Source organism: Croceifilum oryzae (genome assembly GCF_030814315.1).
In the GTDB taxonomy this organism is placed as follows: Bacteria; Bacillota; Bacilli; order Thermoactinomycetales; family Thermoactinomycetaceae; genus Baia; species Baia oryzae.
Genome location: NZ_JAUSUV010000003.1, coordinates 14,318 through 36,641, shown reverse-complemented (window position 1 = coordinate 36,641; position 22,324 = coordinate 14,318). Strand labels below are relative to the sequence as shown.

General features: G+C 41.4%; 21 protein-coding genes. 10 read left to right on the top strand and 11 right to left on the bottom strand.

Annotation, left to right across the window (positions count from 1 at the left end):
* Positions 1-70 precede the first annotated feature (70 nt).
* Complete coding sequence (locus tag J2Z48_RS03375) at positions 71-1,678, bottom strand: ABC-F family ATP-binding cassette domain-containing protein (RefSeq protein WP_307251421.1); 1,608 nt, start codon at positions 1,676-1,678, stop codon at positions 71-73.
* 499 nt (positions 1,679-2,177) lie between these two features.
* Here J2Z48_RS03375 and J2Z48_RS15710 point away from each other — a divergent pair, with 499 nt between their 5' ends.
* The 4 genes from J2Z48_RS15710 (at position 2,178) to J2Z48_RS03355 (ending at position 6,097) form a co-directional block, all read left to right on the top strand.
* Positions 2,178-4,511: an alpha-helical endospore appendage domain-containing protein gene (locus tag J2Z48_RS15710; protein ID WP_370872859.1), complete on the top strand. Its 2,334-nt coding sequence runs from the start codon at positions 2,178-2,180 to the stop codon at positions 4,509-4,511.
* Positions 4,512-4,659: 148 nt separating this feature from the next.
* On the top strand, positions 4,660-5,088 hold the full coding sequence (locus J2Z48_RS03365; RefSeq protein ID WP_307251046.1) for a DUF2621 family protein: 429 nt from the start codon (positions 4,660-4,662) through the stop codon (positions 5,086-5,088).
* Between the two features lie 192 nt (positions 5,089-5,280).
* Positions 5,281-5,487 carry a cold shock domain-containing protein gene (locus J2Z48_RS03360; RefSeq protein WP_072333201.1) on the top strand — a complete coding sequence of 69 codons (207 nt, stop codon included), beginning with the start codon at positions 5,281-5,283 and terminating at the stop codon, positions 5,485-5,487.
* A 223-nt stretch (positions 5,488-5,710) separates the two neighbouring features.
* Positions 5,711-6,097, top strand: coding sequence for a hypothetical protein (locus J2Z48_RS03355; protein ID WP_307251042.1), 387 nt, complete (start codon positions 5,711-5,713; stop codon positions 6,095-6,097).
* Positions 6,098-6,188: 91 nt separating this feature from the next.
* Here the strand turns inward: J2Z48_RS03355 and J2Z48_RS03350 are convergent, their stop codons facing one another.
* The 5 genes from J2Z48_RS03350 to J2Z48_RS03330 all read right to left on the bottom strand — a co-directional run bounded on the left by J2Z48_RS03350 (position 6,189) and on the right by J2Z48_RS03330 (position 10,062).
* A complete protein-coding gene (locus J2Z48_RS03350) occupies positions 6,189-6,482 on the bottom strand; it encodes a YunC family protein (protein WP_370872873.1) in 294 nt (97 codons plus the stop codon).
* Between the two features lie 98 nt (positions 6,483-6,580).
* Positions 6,581-6,841 (bottom strand): DUF6154 family protein, encoded by a 261-nt coding sequence (locus J2Z48_RS03345; protein WP_307251039.1) that lies wholly within the window; start codon positions 6,839-6,841, stop codon positions 6,581-6,583.
* A 45-nt stretch (positions 6,842-6,886) separates the two neighbouring features.
* Entirely contained in the window at positions 6,887-8,350 is a 1,464-nt protein-coding gene (locus tag J2Z48_RS03340) for a bifunctional metallophosphatase/5'-nucleotidase (RefSeq protein ID WP_307251037.1), read from the bottom strand.
* A gap of 13 nt (positions 8,351-8,363) precedes the next feature.
* On the bottom strand, positions 8,364-9,194 hold the full coding sequence (locus J2Z48_RS03335) for a sulfite exporter TauE/SafE family protein (protein WP_307251035.1): 831 nt from the start codon (positions 9,192-9,194) through the stop codon (positions 8,364-8,366).
* A gap of 4 nt (positions 9,195-9,198) precedes the next feature.
* A complete protein-coding gene (locus J2Z48_RS03330; protein WP_307251033.1) occupies positions 9,199-10,062 on the bottom strand; it encodes a DUF72 domain-containing protein in 864 nt (287 codons plus the stop codon).
* Between the two features lie 88 nt (positions 10,063-10,150).
* Here J2Z48_RS03330 and J2Z48_RS03325 point away from each other — a divergent pair, with 88 nt between their 5' ends.
* From J2Z48_RS03325 to J2Z48_RS03315, 3 genes are all read left to right on the top strand, one after another.
* Positions 10,151-11,623: a nicotinate phosphoribosyltransferase gene (locus J2Z48_RS03325; RefSeq protein ID WP_307251031.1), complete on the top strand. Its 1,473-nt coding sequence runs from the start codon at positions 10,151-10,153 to the stop codon at positions 11,621-11,623.
* A gap of 297 nt (positions 11,624-11,920) precedes the next feature.
* Positions 11,921-12,523 (top strand): hypothetical protein, encoded by a 603-nt coding sequence (locus tag J2Z48_RS03320; RefSeq protein ID WP_307251029.1) that lies wholly within the window; start codon positions 11,921-11,923, stop codon positions 12,521-12,523.
* Positions 12,510-13,904 carry a transglycosylase SLT domain-containing protein gene (locus J2Z48_RS03315; protein WP_307251419.1) on the top strand — a complete coding sequence of 465 codons (1,395 nt, stop codon included), beginning with the start codon at positions 12,510-12,512 and terminating at the stop codon, positions 13,902-13,904. The genes J2Z48_RS03320 and J2Z48_RS03315 overlap by 14 nt, the downstream gene beginning before the upstream one ends.
* Positions 13,905-13,982: 78 nt before the next feature.
* On the opposite strand, the gene J2Z48_RS03310 is transcribed toward J2Z48_RS03315, so the two are convergent.
* The 3 genes from J2Z48_RS03310 to J2Z48_RS03300 form a co-directional block, all read right to left on the bottom strand.
* Positions 13,983-15,899 (bottom strand): FtsX-like permease family protein, encoded by a 1,917-nt coding sequence (locus tag J2Z48_RS03310; protein WP_307251027.1) that lies wholly within the window; start codon positions 15,897-15,899, stop codon positions 13,983-13,985.
* Between the two features lie 326 nt (positions 15,900-16,225).
* A complete protein-coding gene (locus tag J2Z48_RS03305) occupies positions 16,226-16,765 on the bottom strand; it encodes a hypothetical protein (protein WP_370872872.1) in 540 nt (179 codons plus the stop codon).
* Between the two features lie 542 nt (positions 16,766-17,307).
* Entirely contained in the window at positions 17,308-18,669 is a 1,362-nt protein-coding gene (locus J2Z48_RS03300) for a helix-turn-helix domain-containing protein (RefSeq protein ID WP_307251023.1), read from the bottom strand.
* Positions 18,670-18,879: 210 nt separating this feature from the next.
* Between J2Z48_RS03300 and J2Z48_RS03295 the strand changes: the two genes are divergently transcribed.
* The 3 genes from J2Z48_RS03295 (at position 18,880) to J2Z48_RS03285 (ending at position 20,285) form a co-directional block, all read left to right on the top strand.
* Positions 18,880-19,170 carry a hypothetical protein gene (locus tag J2Z48_RS03295; protein WP_307251020.1) on the top strand — a complete coding sequence of 97 codons (291 nt, stop codon included), beginning with the start codon at positions 18,880-18,882 and terminating at the stop codon, positions 19,168-19,170.
* 161 nt (positions 19,171-19,331) lie between these two features.
* Entirely contained in the window at positions 19,332-19,850 is a 519-nt protein-coding gene (locus J2Z48_RS03290) for a YqxI family protein (RefSeq protein ID WP_307251018.1), read from the top strand.
* Between the two features lie 18 nt (positions 19,851-19,868).
* The gene (locus J2Z48_RS03285) at positions 19,869-20,285 is read left to right on the top strand and encodes a DUF1878 family protein (RefSeq protein WP_307251016.1); all 417 of its coding nucleotides are present in this window, start codon (positions 19,869-19,871) and stop codon (positions 20,283-20,285) included.
* Positions 20,286-20,339: 54 nt separating this feature from the next.
* Here the strand turns inward: J2Z48_RS03285 and J2Z48_RS03280 are convergent, their stop codons facing one another.
* Positions 20,340-21,428, bottom strand: coding sequence for an AI-2E family transporter (locus J2Z48_RS03280; protein ID WP_307251014.1), 1,089 nt, complete (start codon positions 21,426-21,428; stop codon positions 20,340-20,342).
* A 4-nt stretch (positions 21,429-21,432) separates the two neighbouring features.
* Positions 21,433-22,287 (bottom strand): YihY/virulence factor BrkB family protein, encoded by an 855-nt coding sequence (locus J2Z48_RS03275; RefSeq protein ID WP_307251013.1) that lies wholly within the window; start codon positions 22,285-22,287, stop codon positions 21,433-21,435.
* Between the last annotated feature and the right edge of the window lie 37 nt (positions 22,288-22,324).

Here is a 22,324-nt window from a genome sequence, read left to right as displayed (position 1 = left end):
GTTTCTCCTTCTTTTTTCTAACTCAATATGAAAAACCAGCCCTCATTTAAGCTGGTTTCCCACAAGTTGGTTACTTATTTTTACCTTCTGCAATCTTCATTTCTACATACTCATCGTACGTCATCTGCTTATCGAAGATCGTACCATCCGGTTTTACTTCAATAATACGATTCGCGATAGTTTGCACGAACTCATGGTCATGAGAGATAAACAAGATGGTTCCTTGATAATTGATTAGGCCTTTATTCAGTGCGGTAATCGACTCCAAATCCAAATGGTTGGTTGGATCATCCATCAATAACACATTGCCACCTTTTAGCATCATCCGTGAGAGCATACAACGTACCTTTTCTCCCCCAGAGAGAACGCTTGGCTTCTTCAACACTTCATCGCCCGAGAACAACATTCGACCTAGGAACCCACGAAGGTAGGTCTCTGTCTGATCTTTCGAGTAAGGACGCAACCAATCGACAAGAGATTCTTCATTTCCCTGGAAATAATTCGACACATCTTTTGGGAAATAAGATTGGGTTGTCGTAATTCCCCATGTGTACTCTCCAGCATCTGGTTCCATCTCACCTGATAGGATTTCTAATAAGGTTGATTTCCCCACCTCATTTGTACCAACGAGTGCGATTTTATCACCTTTATTGAGAGTAAAACGTACATCCTTCAACACTTGTTCGCCGTCAATTGACTTACTCAGACCTTCTACACGTACTAAATCGTTCCCTGCCTCACGCTCTTGTTCAAAGTTAATAAATGGATAGCGACGAGAGGACGGTTTTATATCTTCTACATTCAGCTTTTCAAGCATTTTCTTCCGTGATGTAGCTTGCTTCGCTTTTGATTTATTAGAGCTAAATCGGGCAATAAAGTTTTCGAGGTCCTTTTTCTTTTCCTCTGCCTTTTTATTCTTCTCCTTAGCTAGCGCTAGTGCTAATTGGCTGGATTCATACCAAAAATCATAGTTACCTACGTAAAGTCTAACTTCAGCGAAGTCAATATCTACAGTATGAGTACAGACCACATTCAAAAAGTGACGGTCATGACTTACTACAATAACGGTATTCTCGAAATTCATTAGGAAATCTTCCAACCAACGAATCGCTTCTAAGTCCAAGTGGTTCGTTGGCTCATCGAGTAGTAAGATATCTGGTTTACCAAAAAGTGCTTGCGCTAATAACACTTTCACCTTTTGACCACCATCTAATTCGCTCATCTTTTTATAATGGAGATCATCTGAAACCCCAAGTCCAGATAGTAAGATAGCAGCATTTGACTCTGCTTCCCAGCCGTTTAACTCGGCAAATTCGCCTTCTAATTCAGCTGCACGCATGCCATCTTCCTCAGAAAAGTCAGCTTTTGCATAGAGAGCATCCTTTTCGCGGGTAATCTCAGCTAAGCGAGCATGCCCCATAATAACCGTTTGTAATACTTCAAACTCTTCATATTGGAAATGATCCTGTTTTAAAACAGCAAGTCTTTCCCCTGGAGTCATGATGACATCTCCTGTGTTCGGTTCAATTTCTCCAGCTAAAATCTTCAAAAAAGTAGATTTCCCAGCACCGTTGGCTCCAATTACTCCGTAGCAGTTGCCCGGGACAAACTTCACATTTACATCTTCAAAAAGCTTCCGTCCGCCAAAACGTAAGCCTACATTTTGCACCGTGATCATATCGCTAAATTCCTCCGTAACATCAAAATGATTCCAGTCTATTGTACCATGTTTCCTGCTTAACTCAATATTGGAGAGGTGGTCAGATCGCTCTATCATACAGCGAACCTGTTTTTGCAACGAATCTGTTGCCGTATGTCATATATATCACTGTAACATTACACTTACATTACAAATAGATGAAACATGAGACAGGCTTTAATCCGCCATGTAGAATACAAGTATCAAAACAAAACGGACAAATCTTTAGGAGGAAACAGCAATGAGAGAAATGACTGGCTTATTAAACGGACTTTTACTAAGTATTCCAATGTGGAGCCTGATCGTTCTAGCTGTCCACTTCCTCTTCTAATAAATATATAAATGAAATCTAATAAAAAGCTCATCCCCCGTCGATGAGCTTTTTTCTATGGCAAAATTAATATGAACACATTGCACCTCACTGGGCACATGCGAATAGTCTAGAAACAAATAGACGGATGCCTAGTGAGGTGAGGAGATGTCCCAAGCCAATGTTCCTAATATTAGCCCTACCATCTCGATTACCCGAGACAATGCGATCAATCTGTTATTAGCCTCGATCGCAATGGAAGAGATAGGGCTTAGTCACATTATCAATGCTGAGGGTGAGAAGATACAGTATGTCTTAAAAAACTTACCAGGAGTTACTTCTCCCCAACCTGCTACCATTAGTGACGTACTCTTAATTAATAAAAGTGTTCGCGATTCGATTCGTGAATTAGCGAAAAAAGAGTGGATTCTGCTAGAAAAGTTAGAGAGTGTTCTCCGTATACCGCGTACCCCAGAGCCCCGAATCGGTATATCCAGTACAATTCGTACCACTAGCATCACAGGACAAGTGGAATCAACAAAACAGACAGGATCCATCGGAGAGACAGAAGCATTTACAACAGACAGCACTCTACTCCAAACATCCATAAGTCCAGATGAAGATAAAGTTATTTCTATATCCTCTACACATAAAACCGATCTTCCATCCGACCCATTATCCAGTGAAACGACACCTGATTCTTCCAATTCGAGACCGAAAACATATACCGATATAATGGAAGCAACAAATGAAACAGACATAGACGAGACGACCAGTCCGATAGCGGACACGGGCGATGTAATGCCAGAGTCAACATCTCAAAGACCAGTGAGAACGACTAGGTTATCAGGAGCTATCGGATCCATCTGGACTCAACTATTCAAAACAAGGATGGTATTGGGGGTATCAGGACCCACTGGAGAAATGGGCTCTCCTGGGACCACAGGACCCACTGGGCCTCAAGGACCGCCCGGTCCCACTAGATCTATTTCTTCCACTGGCGCTACAGGGCCTACGGGAGAAATGGGCTCTCCCGGAATCACAGGACCCACTGGACCTCAAGGACCGCCCGGTCCCACTAGATCTACTTCTTCCACTGGCGCTACAGGACCTACGGGAGAAATGGGCTCTCCCGGAATCACCGGACCTACGGGACCTCAAGGGCCGCCGGGATCCACTAGATCTATTTCCTCCACTGGCGCTACAGGGCCTACGGGAGAAATGGGCTCTCCCGGAATCACCGGACCCACTGGGCCTCAAGGACCGCCGGGGTCCACTAGATCTATTTCTTCCACTGGCGCTACAGGGCCTACGGGAGAAATGGGCTCTCCCGGAATCACCGGACCTACTGGACCTCAAGGACCGCCGGGGTCCACTAGATCTATTTCTTCCACTGGTGCTACAGGACCTACGGGGGAAATGGGTACTCCCGGGATCACCGGAGAAGCTGGACCTCAAGGACCAGCGGGTCCCACTGGATCTGCCTCTCCCACTGGCGCAACGGGTACTACGGGCCCAGCGGGTCCCCAAGGACCTGCTGGACCTGCTGGATCTGCCTCTTTCACAGGTGCAACGGGACCTACAGGGCCTTCGGATACCCCTATATCAACCATCTATGTCAGCAATTCTGGTAGCAATAATGTTTCTATCATCGACAGAATGACTCATATGATCGTCTCAACGGTACCAGTAGGCTCTAACCCCAAAGGAGTAGCAGTAAACACCACCACGAATCGGATCTATGTAGCCAATTTTGACGATAGTACCGTCTCTGTCATTGATGGAAATACTCATACCGTCGTTTCCACGTTTACAGTAGGAGTAGAACTATCTATATTGAGCGTTGACTCTGCTAGAAATCGAATCTATGGAATTACTCAATCCAAAAATAATCTCTATGTAATCGATGGCATCACCCATACTGTATTTGTTATGGTTCCAGTGGGCACAGGTCCCGAAGGGGTGAGTGTAAACTCTGTTACGAACCGGATCTATGTAGCGAATGCCGTTGATAATACAGTCTCCGTCATCGATGGAATGACCTTTGCAGTATCCACCGTGATTCCTGTAGGAAATAGCCCCACACACATGGGAATAAACTCACTCTCCAATTGTATCTATGTCCTTAATAGTCTCGATGATACCATCTCAACCATAGATGGAAATTCCCACACCATCCTCGCCACGATCCCTGTAGGAAGCATGCTATTTTTAGACAGCGCCACCGGGATCGGAGTAAACTCCCACACAAACTGTATCTATATAGCCAATGGGCTTGATAATAACGTCTCTGTTATCAGTGGAAATACTCATACTGTCGTCACAACTATTCCCGTAGGCAACAATCCAATCGGAATGAGCGTAGACCTCATTGCCAATCAAATCTTTGCAGTCAATAATGTAGATGACAATGTCTCTGTACTCGATGGAAACTCACATCTGATCATCACCACCATTACCGTAGGCTCTGCTCCAACCTCAGTGGGTGTGATTACAAACTGATCACAAACTTCCTTCAATAGATAAATTCGAACAACACTGGCTCCCCGTAGCCCAGTGTTGTTTTTTCGCCTCTATGCCCGATATAATAAAACCAGTAGACTAAACGTAAAACAAGTAAGAAGTCATTTAGTTAGTAGAGGTGAGAAACATGGTAGAATCCCTATGGCTTCAATGGGGCTACACCTTGTTTTGGGTAGCACTTTTTGGGGTTATGTGTATCGGTGGATACTTTATGTTCCGTAAATTTCTTAAACGATTACCCAAACAAGATGGCCGTTCTGAGCTCGATTGGCAGGAGCACTATATCAATGAAACACTACATCTCTGGACAGAAGAGAAAAAAGCCCTTCTTCGGGATCTCGTTGCTCCCGTTCCCGAATTATTTCGTGATATAGCCAAACACAAAATTGCTGGCAAAATAGGGGAGATTGCCTTGGCTGAGAAAGCTGAGGAATTAAAAGAAGAACACATCATCCGTGGATATATCCTAGCCACTCCAAAAAGAGATCACAAATGGCTAAAAGAAACCTTACAAAAAAAACAAATTGATCTACAGCCGTATCAGCATTTGTTTTAAATCACATTTTCTTTTTCTGCTTTTGTTGTTATTTTTCCCGTTGTATGGTAGGATACGTGTATTACGTTAAAAAGTGGTTGGGAATCAAGTTTCACCTTGTGTGGCCTCTTGTACGTTGAAACAATAGGTTCATCAATAGGTTTAAACGCTTGACTGTTTGTCCGCTTTTTAATGAAGAAGGAGGCCCCAAGCATGAAGGGTAAAGTAAAATGGTTTAACGCTGATAAAGGTTATGGTTTCCTTGAGCGCGAAGACGGTGGCGATGTATTCGTACACTATAGCGCAATCCAAACCGAAGGTTTCAAAACTCTCGAAGAAGGCGAGCCAGTTGAGTTCGACATCGTTGAGGGAGACCGTGGTCCACAATCTGCTAACGTTCATCGTTTGAACGTTCGTTAATTCGGACTATAAGAGAAAGCACTCTCATTATGAGGGTGCTTTTTCCTTTGTTTTCAAGGATTTTCAAGATTACATAACAAAGCTTTATCGAGCTTTTTACGGGTCAAAAAGTTAATTTGCAACCAAATTGCAAACCAATTGCAAACAGTAGGAAAGAAGCCCTGTATATGAACGAAGTTTATAGGAAATTATACTATCAATCATGTATAGAGGCGGGATTACGTTGAAGAAAAAGTTGTTCATTCTATTCCTTGTAATGTCTATGATCTCCATCATCGTGGGTTGCAACAGTACAAATGAACTAGTCATTTATCAAGAAAGACAAGTGAACGACGCCATGAGTGAGAAAAAGCAGATTACAGACAAGGGCAAAATCGATCGTATCAACCAATATATTGGTTTAATTAACTGGAAATCTTCTACTCCTGCAAGAACGAAACCAGAAAATTTCCAGCTTTGGTTTTCAAAAGAGAAAAGCACCGATGTACCTAAAGAGAAAAAATACTACATTTGGTTTAATGATAACTGGGAAGCAGAAATAACACTTGATACAAAATATGGCCTACTGCCCCATAAAGAATCACTAGAGCTAAAGCAGTTGTTACAGTAAATTTATTTACACAACAGAAAAGAGCTTTTTTGAACGACACTCATGCAGTTCAAAAAAGCTCTTTTCTATGCCTACCATCTATTCATTTCGATTACATCATTCGTATAAGCGCTTCTTCTCCAACCATGCCCGCAATGATCCCGAAATCTTCAGCTGTGTGGGTCACAGACTCCAGAGGTGCACTTAGCAATTCGTCCAATGTCTTCACGCCCACAGCACGAGCAGCAACAATCTGACGATCGCCTAACCGTTCGTTTAATAAACCTACATCCAATGCACCGCACATAATATACCCTTTATCTGTAGTAATGACGAGAAGAGTCGTTTTGGGTAATTTCACTTCTATGCCTAGTGCGACTGATTCACCAATATGTATTGGTTTCATTTGAATCAAATCAAACACCCCTTTTACGGATCTATATACTATTTATATGTTGATCCCGCCCAAAGAGTGCCGATGAAACATAAGTTCCCTATTCAACGTTAATGAATACGTGTTGGAATGACTGGAGCTGGCTTATACGGAGAAATTTTCCCGTCTTGTACCATCTTCATTTTCAACATCTCAACCAGATAAATCCCCATCATCTGATTTACTTCTTCATCACCCATATTTTGAATGAGTTGAACCATATTTTCACGTGATTGGTCTTCTAACAGATTTAGGACGATGGTAATCACATCATCTTCATCATCACAAAGCTGATCACGATAAAGTTCATAAATATCATTTACGAAACTCAAGAGGAGTCCTCCTTTTTCTATCAAAAACATGCTATTCGTTCTATATCATGTGAGTGTACCACAATCTGTCTCATAAGAAGCATTCGAAAACCAACGTTTTTCTTTTGCTTTCTCAATTTTGGAGGAATCTTGAATCGCATCCTTTAAGAGATCCCGTAAAAACTCGGGCACATAGTATCTCAGTAAATCACTCTCTTTTAAGGTGACATATCCTGAGCCAAAAGTAAACATATCGATCGTAGCTAACTGGTAACGATGATCATCCTCTAACCGCTCATCCCCCACATAGATAGCTTGTACACCATGCTCCCCGCTAGGAGTACGAGCAGTTACCACCTGCAACCCCGATATCGCTAGTGACCCAAGTATCTTCCCACGAAACCCATATCCTCGGATTTTTTTATTCTGATAAGATGGTTGCAGGGATTGCTCTAATGCCTCTCGAATAGCCCTTCCTGAAATCTCGACTATTACTGGATTAATCGGATGGGGACAGAGCTCATGTAATTTTTCCCAAGTAACCACCCCTGCCACTAAAGGCCCTAATAATACACCACTATTTACCAAAGAAATAGGGGCACCCGTCCATGTCCGAAGCTCATCAGCGAGCAAATTAGCAAATATGGATTCCTTATTCCACGAGATGGGGAGCGTTTCCTCTAATTGCGCAATCGGTCTCGTCATATCACGCTTCGCCTCCATCCGTAAACTGTGGAGAAAATAGGACATCTCTGCAGAAGGCTCTTCTAACTTCATCAAATGGACACAAGCATCAAAACAAGGTTTCGCATTTGTACTTGGATCAACGATAATCTGCACTTCACCGATATACTCTCCAAATTTCCCTGCCGCTACAATCATCGTAGTACCGATACGCTCTGGTTCCTCTAACAGATGATGTGTATGAGCTCCTATAATGATATCCACATCGGGAATCATCGTGGCAATCTTACGATCCCAAAAAATTCCCAAATGAGAGAGAACCACGATCACATCTACTTGTGAACGTAACAAGGCTACATCTCTTGCAATACAGGTCATCGGATCATCTACATCCCAACCGAGCAAGTCATAAACCAATGGATAGGGGATCGTAGCACCTAAAAAAGCGATACGCACTCCCATTACTTCTCTAATCTCCCAAGGCGTAAGCCAATCAGGGAGCTGTTGATCTCCCTTTTGACGAACGTTACTACTTACCACCGAAAAGGAAGACTGATGATACATCTTATCCAGATCTACAGCTGAAATCGTTAATAGCTCATTATTTCCTAACGTTACGATATCGTAGCCCGTATAATCCAAAATCCTACGGTTTGCTATCCCCATCGTTCCTTCTGTCTCCATACGAAATCGGTCCGCATGATCCCCTAAATCAACGAGAAGAAACGACTCATCCCTCTGCATCGCTTCCTCTCTCTTCCGTAGCACAAAGCTATGAATGTGCGCCATTTCCTCCATATGGCTATGTAGATCATTGGTATGGTAAAGACGAATTACATGCCTCATATAAGGACCCTCCTCACAAGGTAAATCCGTCATAAATCATCTTAATCGCAATAACCACTAGTAACGTTTCAAAAGCCCGTAGCAGATGTTTGCTCTCCAAACGAGATGAAATCCAAGCTCCAGTTTTCCCTCCAAGCCAAGAGCCGGGGGCTAATAGCAAGACCGCAATCCAATGAATATGTGCTTGAAAAGCCTGAATACCGCTCCCCAGAATAGACGATAAAAAAATCGCAAACATCGAGGTAGCGGTAGCCACATGCGGCGGAAATCGAAACACAATGAGCATGATAGGAACCATCAACGCACCACCGCCAATCCCTAAGAGCCCTGAAAGAATCCCGATGGGAAAAGACATCCCTAACACAAGCCACCGATTATATCCATAGGTCCATGTATGTCCATCCGGATCCGTATGAGTCCTCACCTGAGACCCCGTATATCTCATCCATCCAATTCGGTCTTTGATTATAAGAACAAAAGAGATCACTAACATAAAGATGCCAAAACCAATGAGAAAGAAGTTAGATTGTAGGTAACGTGATAAGTACGCACCTATCATGGCACCCGGACCACATCCCAGAAAAAAGAGCCATCCGCTTGTAAAGTCTATTCTCTTTTGTTTGTGAAAGCTCAGAGTCGAAGAGAGGGAGGTAATAACAATTAAAAATAAGGAGGTTCCCACAGCCATCGGAGGGCTAATCATACGAAAAGGTGGAAAAAAATGAGCTAAATACAGCAGCGCTGGAACAATAATAATGCCGCCGCCAAGCCCTACAATACTTCCAATTGTACCTGCCACATAACCAACTAATAATAACGATCCCCATATCAAGATATCATCCATGTGATTACTCCATCCAGTCCAGTAAACTTAACTGCCTCGGTGCAAGCCCTTCATAGGAAATGCCTAGCTGTTTCATCATCTTCCTTGCACTTTTGACAGCATGCCCTTGTGAGTTATTATTAAATAGTACATATACTTCTCTACTACTTGTCGCTAAACTTTGTATCCTGGGAACCCACTCCGAGATTTCTTCATCTGAGTAGTCATAGGCATAGCGAATATCACGCCAATTTGGGTTCCCAGGCTGATCCCAACCTGCTTTATTCCGCCCATGGAATCTTACTACACTATATGTCGGATGAGTGGATGCCGCCACGATTGGAACAGAGTGAATTCCAGCCTGTGGTTCATCACATGCCACATGAACCAACTTCTCATCTGTTAAGAACTGCAACGTTTGATCACACATCGACTCACTAAACCAGCTTTGGTTGCGGAACTCGATGGCTAAACGGTATTCTGAAAATGCTTCTTTTACTTTCCGTATGTATCGAACATGTTTTTGTGAACAATCATACCAAGGAGGAAATTGAAAGAGCATCAATTCACATTTCCCTGCTAACCGCATGGGTTCAAACGATTCTTTGACAGCCTTCACGATCTCTTCCCAAGATCTCTCAGGAAAATGACTCGGTCGTCCATGTCCCGTAAGCTCTCGATACGGCTTTACCAGAAAGCGAAACGCTTCTGGTGTCTGCTCTACCCATTTCTCTACACGTTCGACAGCCGCAATCGCGTGAAAAGTACTATCTAATTCCACAATAGGAAAGTGACTTGTATAGTCCACTAATTTATCTTTGGTCTTTGACACTTGCGTAGTCAGAACATGGTCTCCCCAACCACAAACCCCTATTTGGACTTGGTTCATTCGAATATTACGCCCCACTTCTATTTATATCTATATATGATCTTATTGTAGCATAGTAAATACAGCCATATAGAGGAGCGCAAACCGCATGAAACTCAATTTTGCTTCTGCCCTGCATACAGATCAGTACCAAATTACGATGATGTTCGCCCATTGGAAACAAGGCAGTCACACCAAAAAACGTGCATTTGACCTTTATTTCCGTACTCTTCCCTTTGGTAATGGATATGCCGTTTTTGCAGGATTAGAGCGTGCCATTACCTATTTGCAAAACGTTCGATTCACGGAGGAGGATCTCTCCTACATACAGTCTTTATCTCCATCTTATGATGCCCCATTTTTAGAATATCTCCGCCAATTTCGCTTTACAGGTGACTTATATGCATTTCGCGAAGGCTCCCTCATCTTCCCAAATGAGCCCATCATGCGCCTTGAAGGAAATGTAAATGAGCTTCATCTCATCGAAACCGCTTTACTAAACTTTACAGGCTTTCAAACACTCGTTGCCACAAAGGCGGCCCGTATTCGCCACATCGTTGGGGAAAAAGAAACATTGATGGAATTCGGGACCCGCCGCGCTCAAGAAGCAGATGCCGCAGTCTGGGGAGCTAGAGCAGCCTATATCTCTGGCTTTAACGCCACCTCCAATGTATTAGCAGGAAAAACATTTGGCATCCCAACTAGTGGAACACACGCTCATGCTTGGGTACAAGATTTCTCTAGCGAACTGGAAGCGTTTCGTGCCTATGCAGATGCGTTTCCCGACCAAGCCGTACTGTTAGTGGATACGTATGACACCCTAAAAAGTGGCGTTCCTCATGCGATCCAAGTCGGACTAGAGCTCCGGGAGAAAGGACATACCTTAAAAGGAATTCGACTAGATAGCGGGGACTTAGCATACCTTTCTAAACAAGCTCGCATTATGCTGGATGAAGCAGGATTAACCGATACGAAGATTGTGGCTTCGAACGATCTAGACGAACAAACCATCCTGAACCTAAGAGCCCAAGGTGCACAAATCGACAGTTGGGGCGTTGGCACGAAACTCATCACCGCTCATGATCAGCCTTCTCTCGGTTGTGTTTATAAGATGGTCTCCCGATTAGAAGAGAATCAGTGGATTCCCACGCTGAAGATTTCATCCAATCCGATCAAGGTATCGACTCCCGGTCGGAAAAAAATTGTCCGCATCATCGATTCAAAAACAAATAAAGCACAGGCTGACTACATCATGGAAGTAAACGAAGAGCTAAATCCAGCCGAACCGCTCATGTTAATTCACCCTGTTCACTCATTTAAAAAGAAAACGATACAAAACTATCGGATAGAACCGCTCCATGTACCCATTTTTCAAGAGGGAAACCTTGTCTATTCGCTACCTATACTAGAGGAGATCCGTCAATTTCATCAACAGCAGATGGATCAATTTTGGGAAGAGTATCTTCGTATCTTAAATCCAGAAGAGTATACGGTGAACCTCTCTGACAAGCTTTGGGAAACGAAAAGGCAGTTACTTGACAGGGTTCAAGAGCAGGTGCAAAATCTTTCGATCAGTAAATGATTGCAAAAGCTATTTTACACATACAAATACATTTCAGCAGGTTGCCTAAAACGGATAGGTAGCCTTTTTTTATTATCCTACTGGACCTCAAGGAGAAACTGGCTCCATCATAAAAATTATGTGATAAAAATGAATGCTCTGTAACGCGAGCATACAAAATGGATTGGGAGCTGATCGTTCTCAATCCATTTCAGTGTACCCGGCATAGGCGTAGTCCTTTTACAAATTATTTCCTTTTCGACACTTTTTCTATATAATCTAACTATGCAGAAAATTATTATGATAAGGAGCAGGTAGATGAAACTTAGTAAACTTCAATTTTGGCTATTGATTGGCTTTACGGTCATCCTCATTTTTACCTTTATTAGTAGAATTCCTTTTGAAACAGAAAAGCCAGCGGCCCAATCAGCATCTGATAAAAGCAAGCCCCCCACTCTTATTCCGACTACCCCTCCCCAAGATATAGAAGAGACGAAGAAGAAAGATCAACAAGACCCGGAAGCAAAACAAATCTTAGAAAACCAACAAAAACGAGGAACTCAAGTAGAATCATTTCTCACGACATTTTTAAAAGATCTCTATCAATACAGTTCGGCAAAGCCAACCGCACATGTGGAAAGGGTAAAAAATCGCTTAGACCCTTCACTCTACGAAATATTAAAAGCCCAATATAAGGAGCCGTTTGCAGACACAAAGAAAATGGAATTCCAAGATTTTAAAATGGAGTCGAGAACCGTCGAGGATTCACAAGATATTCGCCTCGAGCTAACTGCCAATATTACCTTTACTGGTCCTGACAACAAAGCCGTAACAGAGCCTCAATTTATCTCAATCCTATTAAAGCCAAGCGGCGATACATGGAAGGTAAGGTGGTTGGAAAGTGCCAATGCTGCCGACTAACCCAAATAATGGAAAAGACCGAGATTCCTTTTTTGCCCTCTTAATTGGAATGGGTGTGCTTCCTACTATTTTGATCCTACTACTCATTACCTTTACTATTTTTATGGTTGTCCCATTTCTGAACAAGCCTCAAGCCTTACCCGAAGATGGAACGACAACCACCATGTCCATGTTTCGTGACTACTATGAAGAAGCCGCCTCCAAATACAATATCCCTTGGGAAATCCTAGCGGCTATTCATGCGAAAAGCCCTGAATACGCTTCACAGGCTTCTAAAGTGGGTGGAACAGTCCCTAACGTAAAATATAAAGAGTATATCGAGTCATCTCTCTACCGTTGGAATAAAGATCGCAAATATCAAGTGACTCCTGCTTTAATCGCCGCCGTGATGGAGCAAGAAAGTAACTTTAATCCAAATGTCGTCTCTTCTGCCGGAGCAGTTGGTCTCATGCAACTCATGCCATCTAACTGCCAAGCCCGTAAGTGGACCATTCAGGATTGTAAAAACCCGGTCAATAATATTGATCGCGGTGTAGAACTTTTAGTTAACCATCTAAATAATTTCAATGGAAATATAAAATACACATTAGCCGCGTATAATGCTGGAGCTGGCAATGTAAAACGCTACGATGGTGTTCCTCCGTTTCAAGAGACTCAAAACTATGTAAAAAAAGTTCCTGAGCGCATGAGCAAATTTGCCGGAGAAACCAACCTCGCACCCGTTAAAGATTACATTTTCGATTTAGCCGAAACATTAAAAGAAGAAGCCGACTCACAAAAAGGAATCTGTAAAAAGGATGCAACCCAAAAACTAGGGGAAGAAACCGTTAATACGTACGGAGACAATGTCATCTGCGGGATTTATAAACTGGATTCAAAATTCGCCGGTGACGGTGGTTGGGATTATGTAAATGAGGTAGCCTCTCAAGCGAACCTATTCACAGGCAGGGTTACGATTGATGGGAACGTGAAGTACACAGGCGGGACCCTCACTTGGCCGGTAGCAACGAACTGTCCCATTACAGGCAGATGGAATGAACGTAGACCCGGACACTTTCATCGTGGATTGGATCTAGCTTGTGCCGAAAATACCTTAGTCCGCGCAGCAGGCGATGGCGTTATCTACATTGATAAAGAGAATCCAGGCGGTTTTGGACATTACTTAGGCATCAAACATTCCAACGGGCTCATTTCCTGGTATGGTCATACCATCCCCTACGGAAACGTCCAAGTTGGCACCAAAGTAACCAAAGGTCAGTATATCGGTCAAATTAAGAAAATCGGACGCTCAACCGGGCCTCACCTTCACTTTGAGGTACACGTTGGTTTAAATCCTTCTTCCGATGCGCGAGATCCGCTATTATTTCTGCAAAAAAAATAACCTAGGCTATGTGCTAGGTTATTTTTGATCCAAAATCCAGAAGTGCAATCAGAAGATCGCCTTTGTAGTAATACCCTTTTATACCATTACTCGCTTTAATTGATTCAAATAATGAGCACGAACGATTAAGAAATAGATAAACTGCATAAAGAAAAAGGCACCGATCCCTGTCATGGTAGGGAGAAAGGTATTTCCTAGATCAGCAAATGTTCCCTTTAATGCTTCTAGACCTATAATGGCCTCTAATGCTGCAACCAACATGGGAATAAAGAAGAGAGCAGCGATTTGGATAGTGGCTGATCGTTTCATTTCTTTACTACTTAAACCGACCTTAGAAAGCCCATGGATGATATGCTGATCTTGGTTTAAATCTGTAAAAAGCTTAAAGTACAAGAAACTAGCCGCCGAAAGGGAAAAAATCGCTGCGAGAAATACGCCGATAAAGACTAGCATGCTACTATTTTGCTTGCCCATTAAATACGAACCTGCACGAGAACTGAAGAAACCACTTTCTTCTCCTGGTGTTGTCGCTTGATCATGCAAATCAATCAATTTTTTCCCGATTTTTACCTCTGGAGAGTTAGGATTAGGTAACTCTTTATTCGACCAATCTGGAATCAAATAGGAGATCTCCACATCTTCTTTCTCTTTCCTAGAAGCCTTCAACTGATTATATGTTTCATCCGAAACGACTAAGAGAGATCCTCCCTGAATCGATTTTTCCACGAACTGATCGATTACTTGAAGTACTTCTCCTCCATCATTTAGAGTAAGCTGTTTCGTATCTAACTTGTTAATAGAAGGATGGGAAATGACCAATGTTTCTCTAGGTTTCAGTATAGGAATTTTTTTCCTATTAAGCTTATCTGCCAAACGCTGATACTCTGATTGTTTCATTATCGGCATGTACCGATCCTGAGTTTCGCGGAATTGAGAGCCAATCGATGCCTGTTGAATCTTTTCAAATTTTACATTGGCAGATTTCAACTCTTGATCAATCTTATCGATCTCTTTTTTCCAATTCTCTCCCTTCTCATTTATTACCGCATAAGTAAGTGCAAATGGGTTTTCATGAAATGCTCTCTTATTCACCTGATCCATTGACAGAACAATTCCGATTACGGTGCAAGACATTGCCGTGACAACGGTGATCATAAAAAAGATCCGCGCATTATCTTTTATCTTATAGCCAATCTCCGAAACCCAGAGAAGGTTCGTTCCTCGCCAAGAAAAGGAACGATTTCTTTTACATAAGCGAATGGTCCACACACTGATTTGTGAAAAGAAAAAGTAAGTAGCGATAAGCCCAAGTGCTAAAATATACATCATATTTGACTGCGATAATGGTTGTTTCATTAGATAAAAGGCACCAATAAAGCACCCCACTGATAATAAACATAGCCAGATGGAAACCTTTGGTTCTGGTTTGGGCTTCATACCTCCTTGTAATAATTCTATCACCCGATTTTGTCTGATAAAAAATAGAGTAAGTGCAGAGATAACAAGAAAAAGGCTCAAAAAGGCAGCAGTAGTCAGTCCTATTGCCTTCCATGGTACGTATATCGGCAGCTCTTTAACCCCTACAACTCCCGCACCAAAGTAGAGAAAAGCCTTAGACATGACCATTCCACATACGATTCCCGTAATGATTGATAGAGAACCGATGATCATATTCTCTAGAAAGATCAGACGTTTTAGTTGTCTTCCTTCCGATCCTAGAATGGTTAAAAGACCAAACTCCTTTTTTCTTGCTTTTAAAAAAGCGCTGATCGAGTAGAGCACAAACAGAAAAGAGAAAATAAAAACTACATACTCGGCTGCCCCCATTCCAATCTGAGTTCGCCGTCCCATCTCGGTTTTCATCATATCAGGATGAAAGATAAACATGGCATAGATAAAAAAGATCATCACTGCAAATGAACTACTTAGAAAATAGGCAGAATAAGCCCGTATATTTCGTTTAACGTTATTAAACGCAAACTGCCGAAAGTTCAATGTACATTTCCTCCTAACAGCGACAACATGTCAATATTTCGTGGTAATACATCCTCCACGATCATCTACTTAACCAGCTGTGCGCCCCTTTCCACTGTAAACTTTTGATAGATGTGCCTTCTTAATATATCTATTCTTTTTGACACTCTATTAACTAGTTATGGACTAGTGTATCAGTCTGGATTATGAGAAAGTATAGATTTACCTTTCAAGAACCTTAATAAAGTGTAAGGATCATCAACCGCTCTGTTATAAACAATCCTCATAAACGCAGAAAAAGCTCCTTTTTAGGAGCTTTTTCTGACTGCAGGCAAAATCTATGATCCCTAAGCCTCATCGCAACTAGTAGAAAACAAAATAGAAACTTCGCATATTTCATTTCTTAAAACATCTTGAAATACATTTGCCGCAACTCCAGTAAAATTATTGCATAGATTTGATATATCATCATTGAAAAACTGAATGACTTCTGGCTTGAAAACAGGGTAGACAGCGTTTGGTTGGTTTGGTAGTTGAGGTTGTACGACAACTTTTTGAAAAAACTCATTACCGGTTAAGGCAGTTTGAACGATGCTTGCGACTAAGAAAGCGTTTAAGGGACAAGGTAAGGGAAAAACCTGCTCTCCATCCGTATTGATCACTACAACGAATGCTTCAACATTTCCGAAGGTTATCGTAGGGTTGAGGAGTGTAGCAATAGCTTTAGCTTTTTCATTTCCTGATACTGTGACAATGATAAGATAAACATCTCCAACAGGAATAAGGGGTCCCACTGTTACACCAGGATCAGCCCCTACTGAGTACTTGATTTCATTAAAATATGTGACCCAAGGTGGGGAAAGCTCCACATTATTCGTTTCATTTATATCCATAGAAGAAAGCCTCCCATATTGTTTTCTACATACAATATGTGGAGATTAAGAGAAATGATTCTTATATGAATCTATTTATAATTCATATTCGAGAAAATGGCGAAAAGAATAGATGGATCGAGATTGTTTACAGCTGGAATGCCTTCTCAGTTCTTGAGAAGGCATTCCAGAATTGGAGCTATCCAAAACATCCATGCATTTTGGATCTCTATCAGGTTTAGTAAACAGTTCTGGTGCACTTGGATAACCCTGTCTCGGAATCTCCTGCTAATGGTTCAGTAAGCCCAATTCGTTTCCAAGTAGGTTCAACCATCATGAATATCTCACTCCCTATCTCCTTAATATCCGTAGTGCTTTAGCCAAATTTCTAGTTCGAATGTTTTTAACATTATACTTAGACTATTATTGAAGCCGTTCTGGAATCGGTCAAAACGGCATACTAAAAACACTTAAAATAGAACCTTTTTAAAAAATTGACTCTATTTTAAGTGTATACAATTAAGGTTTAAACATTGTGTAATCTTGGATGTACACTCCTAGACCTCTGGTGGCTCATTGGTAAATGAAAACATATCACTCACTCCCAGTAACTTTTTTTGTATTTGATTCTTGAGGTATAACTGAACACAGTGATCGTATCCAGAAGGTTGAGAACGAACTGATATATCTGACATCAATAGTAGTACACTATTTGCCATATGGTCAAGTTTCAGCCTTTTGTAAATTTCCCATGCTTCATTTAAATAAGAATGAGCATCTTTTTCAAGTCCTTGACGATAATAGCACTCACCCATTACTGAAAGTGCCTTAGCTAAATGGAATTCATCATCTTTAGCTAATTCAATGGCATGTTTCAGATGACAAATAGCTTCATCATATTGATGTTGTTGCATACAGATTCTCCCTAATTGAGTATATGTGATTGACACGAGTTGTTTCCGATTGATTTTTGATTCCAACTGATTTGCTTTTTCAAAATAAAGCTTTGCTAGAGATAGATTCCCAAGAGAAGCAAATGCAACACCTAGTGAAGATAGGAATTCAAATTGACGATGGATATTTCGGTCTAATCTCGCCCGATCAAACCCTTCTCTAGCAAAAAAAATAGCTTCCTGAAAACTACCTCGTTTAATCAAAACCTCCACCCGGATTTGATATAGGTTTAACCGCGAATCAGAAAAATCCATATATGTTCTATCATTCCACAATGACTCAATTAATTGTAGAGCTTCGTGATCGCGGTCTAGCTTTTCGAGTATGGAAGCTTGGTTGACGCAAAGTGGTAGATAGAGATAAGGTCTTTCACCGCTGGAAATAAAAGATTTAACACCTTGTCTAGCTACTTGGAGTGCTTGTAGTAACTTGTTTTGCTGGTGTAACACTTGAGATATACCATAATAACTTCCACAAATAAGGTTATGATTCAATGATTCCCCTGATTCCTTAGCAATCTTAATGGTTAAATTGAAGTATTGAATTGCTAAGTCATGACGTTCTCTCATCTTTGCATGTTTGCCCCGCAGATAGGCACAATTCATCTCTAACAAAGGTGTTTTTCCTGCTACTTGAATTTGTTGTGTTTCAAATTGACGAAGATGTTCCACTGCTTTCGAAGGATTCTCCGTAAGTTCCCATTCGATGAGTTGCATGACCTCAGATAGATTCCCTTCAACTGGAAGATCCTCATCTTCCAATAGTTTTTCTAAGTCTAACTCGAACAAGTTGCAAACCCTTTGAAGCTTGTCCTGATCTGCACGGAGGTATCCTCTCTCGATATTATACAAATGAGCAGACGATATCCCTGTTTCGATTGCAACATCGTCTTGGTGCATTTTTCTAGCGTTCCTTGCCTCTTTAATTGCTTGTGCTAACCGACCACTCACTAAAATAAGTGCCATTTTTTCACCCCATTTTAATAGGAATTTTGTTTTCCATTGGACTGAAGCCATCGTTCCAATAGAAAACAAAATTACAAGTAGATTGTACACACACTATTGTGAACTACCTACTTAGATTAAATAATTTTTATACGATTTAAAAATTTTGTACTTTTATTCAGACATAGTAGAGTGTAACTAGGAACCATGTTAGTAAATAATTTTTAAAATTTGATAAAGAGAGGGCGGTTTCATATCAAAGCCAAGTCGCTAGATGCTTTAAAATGCTATCAATTAGCTTTAAAGCAAGTGTTTGATCTGGAGGAACGTCGGACGACCCAACTACCCGACGAAACTACGGAAGCAGTCTATGTTGCTATTCGTAGAAAAACAGAGCAGACACTTGTTATCACAACTGACACGAAAGTGAAGATTTATCTACCAAACATCACATGGAAACAATTCGAAATGGACAACAACACCATTTTTTATGGACGTGGGTACGATATTTTTTCCCATTAGACTTGTGCCTCCCTCGCTTATCTAAATTTCGACATTTATTTACTTATCACCTGTTCTCAGACTTTACCCTCTCCATCATTTTATTTAACTGGACTAGGAGGAAGCTTGACCTTATGTACAAACTGTTTGTAGGCGATCCGCCGTTAGAAGTAAGAATCTAGTTGCTTGATGTATGGGATCTATCCTTACGGTATTTTCATTGGTTGCTTCATCATGTAAATACGAGGGATGTAGGAGAGCTACTTGCTACTTCGGTTTTGTTGACGGGTCTAGGGACAAGTTTGAAGGCTTTTGCATCCGAAACGAATGCTCCTCTTGCTGTGATGGAGAAGAAGGAGGATATTGCAAGGAAAAGTGTAAGTTCTGGTAGTGGGGAAGTTACACAATCTACAAGTAATACGATTTATGAACATCAAAAGTTTGAGCCAAATGGATGGAAGAAAACAGCAATGGTTTACGCTTTGAAGTATGGCGGAGACTACATGGGAAGCCTTTTGAAACTTCTCAATAAAGAAGCTGGTGAATACCTAAGAAAACATTCGTTTGAGATTGGTGATGCACTAGATCGCTTTACTACACAGATTGAAGCAAGACTAGTTGACTTTATGATTTCACAACTTGGCTTTCCTCAATGGATAGCACGGAATATCGCATGGGCAATTATGTTCCTCATTGCTTAGTTGGTAGGAGATGGTAACATGGATAAAGCGATAGCTGATGAGTTAAGTAGGCTCAGGTATCACATCAAGTTAATGCAACACATGGTAAAGTCAGATGAACATATGTTTTTTATGTCCATCATTGACTACGATATCAATGAAACACAGGTGAAGGCTATACAAAACGTCATGTCGGCTTTTTCGTATCGCTTAAAAGAAAGTACAGATAAGCATTTTGAGCAATTTCATGAGGATTCAAAGAACGATCCCGATTCGATCTTATTTCAGTTCGGAGTCGATCCTAAAGAGCTGTACCTAGATCAAGCACCAAGTATGGAGGAGTTCTCTAAATATGTAGAAAAAATTCTTCCTGGCAGCATAAGCCCCAGATACTTGCTAATGGGGATGAAAAATCAGTCCATCCATACAGAATTGTGCGAATATCTACTTGCTTGAAAATAAAGACCGCTAGATTTTTTAGCGGTCTTTTCAGACTGTAGACAAACCCATTTACTTATGTACCCCAAGCGACCTATCCTGCCGCCTTAACGCATACAAGCGATACGCGTGCACCACGATCACCTTAGACACTGCATAAGTAGGCACCGCGAGCAACAGCCCAAAAAATCCACCTAAGCTACCCGCCACCAGCAATACCAAGATAATCGTCAACGGATGGATCTTTAAACTCTTCCCCATCACATAAGGCGAAATCAGGTTTCCTTCGAGTTGTTGTGCGATGACGGCGACGATGACCACTTGATACACCATATCGGGCGAAGTAATCAATGCCACAATCAATGCTGGAATCATCCCTAATAGAGGTCCGATAAACGGAATCACATTGGTAAACATCGCGATAATCGCTAAGAGGAGCGAGTAATCGATTCCGATGATGAGATACCCAATGTACAGTAATACTCCAATCGACATACTCACAATCACTTGGCCTTTGATATACGAGCTTAGCGCTTGATCCAAGTCGCGTAAGATCGCCATCCCTTGCTTTCTCTCCCACTCAGGGAACAGTTGCAAAAAATAGTCGGGCGTTTTATGCCCTTCTCGTAGCATGTAATATAGGATAAACGGAACGGTAACCAAAACCGTGATGATGTTGGTAACCACACTAATGAAATTAGCAATATTATTACCGATTACAGCGTAGCTCGTTTTCAGATAGCCTACTACCGTTTGAGAAATCTCATTCCAATCGACATAAGGCTCGATCCAAGGATGATGTGACATTTTGACAAACTGCACTTGTGCGATATCCATCATCGCAGGAAGATTTTTGATTAATTTCTCTACTTGATCGCTTAGTGGCGGTCCAATCAAAAATCCAAATAGAACCATTAACCCTATCACCACTAAATAGATGGTTAAAATAGCAAGTGATCTTGGAAAACGAAGTTTCATCAGGATATCGACTACCGGGCGAAACAAATAATATAAGACCCCTGATATGAGAAATGGAAAAAATAAGGTTTGGAAAAAGATCACAATCGGGTGAAAGATAAAGCTAATTTGGCTTCCTAACAGTATAATTAAAAATAATATTACGATCCCATAACCAAACAAAAACCACTTTGATTGGGGCATCGATTCACCCACTTCCCTGTTTACTATTGTTCCCTCTTGCAGTAATCTGACAAAGGGTTGCGTTAAACATTCCACCTATGATTAAAATAAGTGCACTTAAATAGAACCAACCCAATAGGACCATCCAAGCACCTAGATTCCCGTAGACTAGCGAGTAGTTGCCAAATCGCCCTACATAGATGGCAAAAAAATAGGAGCTGATTTGCCAACCAAATGTCGAAAGTAGTGCTCCGGGTAAGGCCTGTCGATATCCAACGTGGGTGTGGGGTGCAAATATATATAGGGAGTAAAACACGATAAATAGAATCATGCTTCCTGCTGACCAGCGTAATAACAGCCATATATCAATGAAGCCGGATGTTGCTCCTAGCCAAGGAAATAATGTATGTGCTAACACTTCACCAAAGACAGAAACCACTAGAGAAACGCTCAATCCGATTAAAATACCTGCCATCAAGAAAAAACCAACCCATAACTGTTTCCAAAAACTACGTTCTTGCTTTACTTGATACGCATTATTTAATATACGTATAATAGAATGGAATGCTAGAGAGGCGATATAGATAGTCGCCACCAAGCTGATCGAAAGTACTTTACCACTCTTTTGATCCATAATAACATACAAATTGTTACGTATTAGTTCATAGGTAGAGGGTGGAGCATAGGGATGAATCGTTTCAAGAAGCTCTGCACCTGAAATCGGAAGGTATCCAATGATCGTGAAAGCTAACATTAAAAATGGAAATAATGAAAGTAACAGATAATATGCCAATTGAGCCGCTAAGTCACCCACCCGATCCTCAAAATAGCGATGTGTAATTGTAACGATTACCTCTTTGCATATTTTCCATATGTTCAATAACCCTTTCTCCTTTCCGATTTAGCGTTTATTCTAT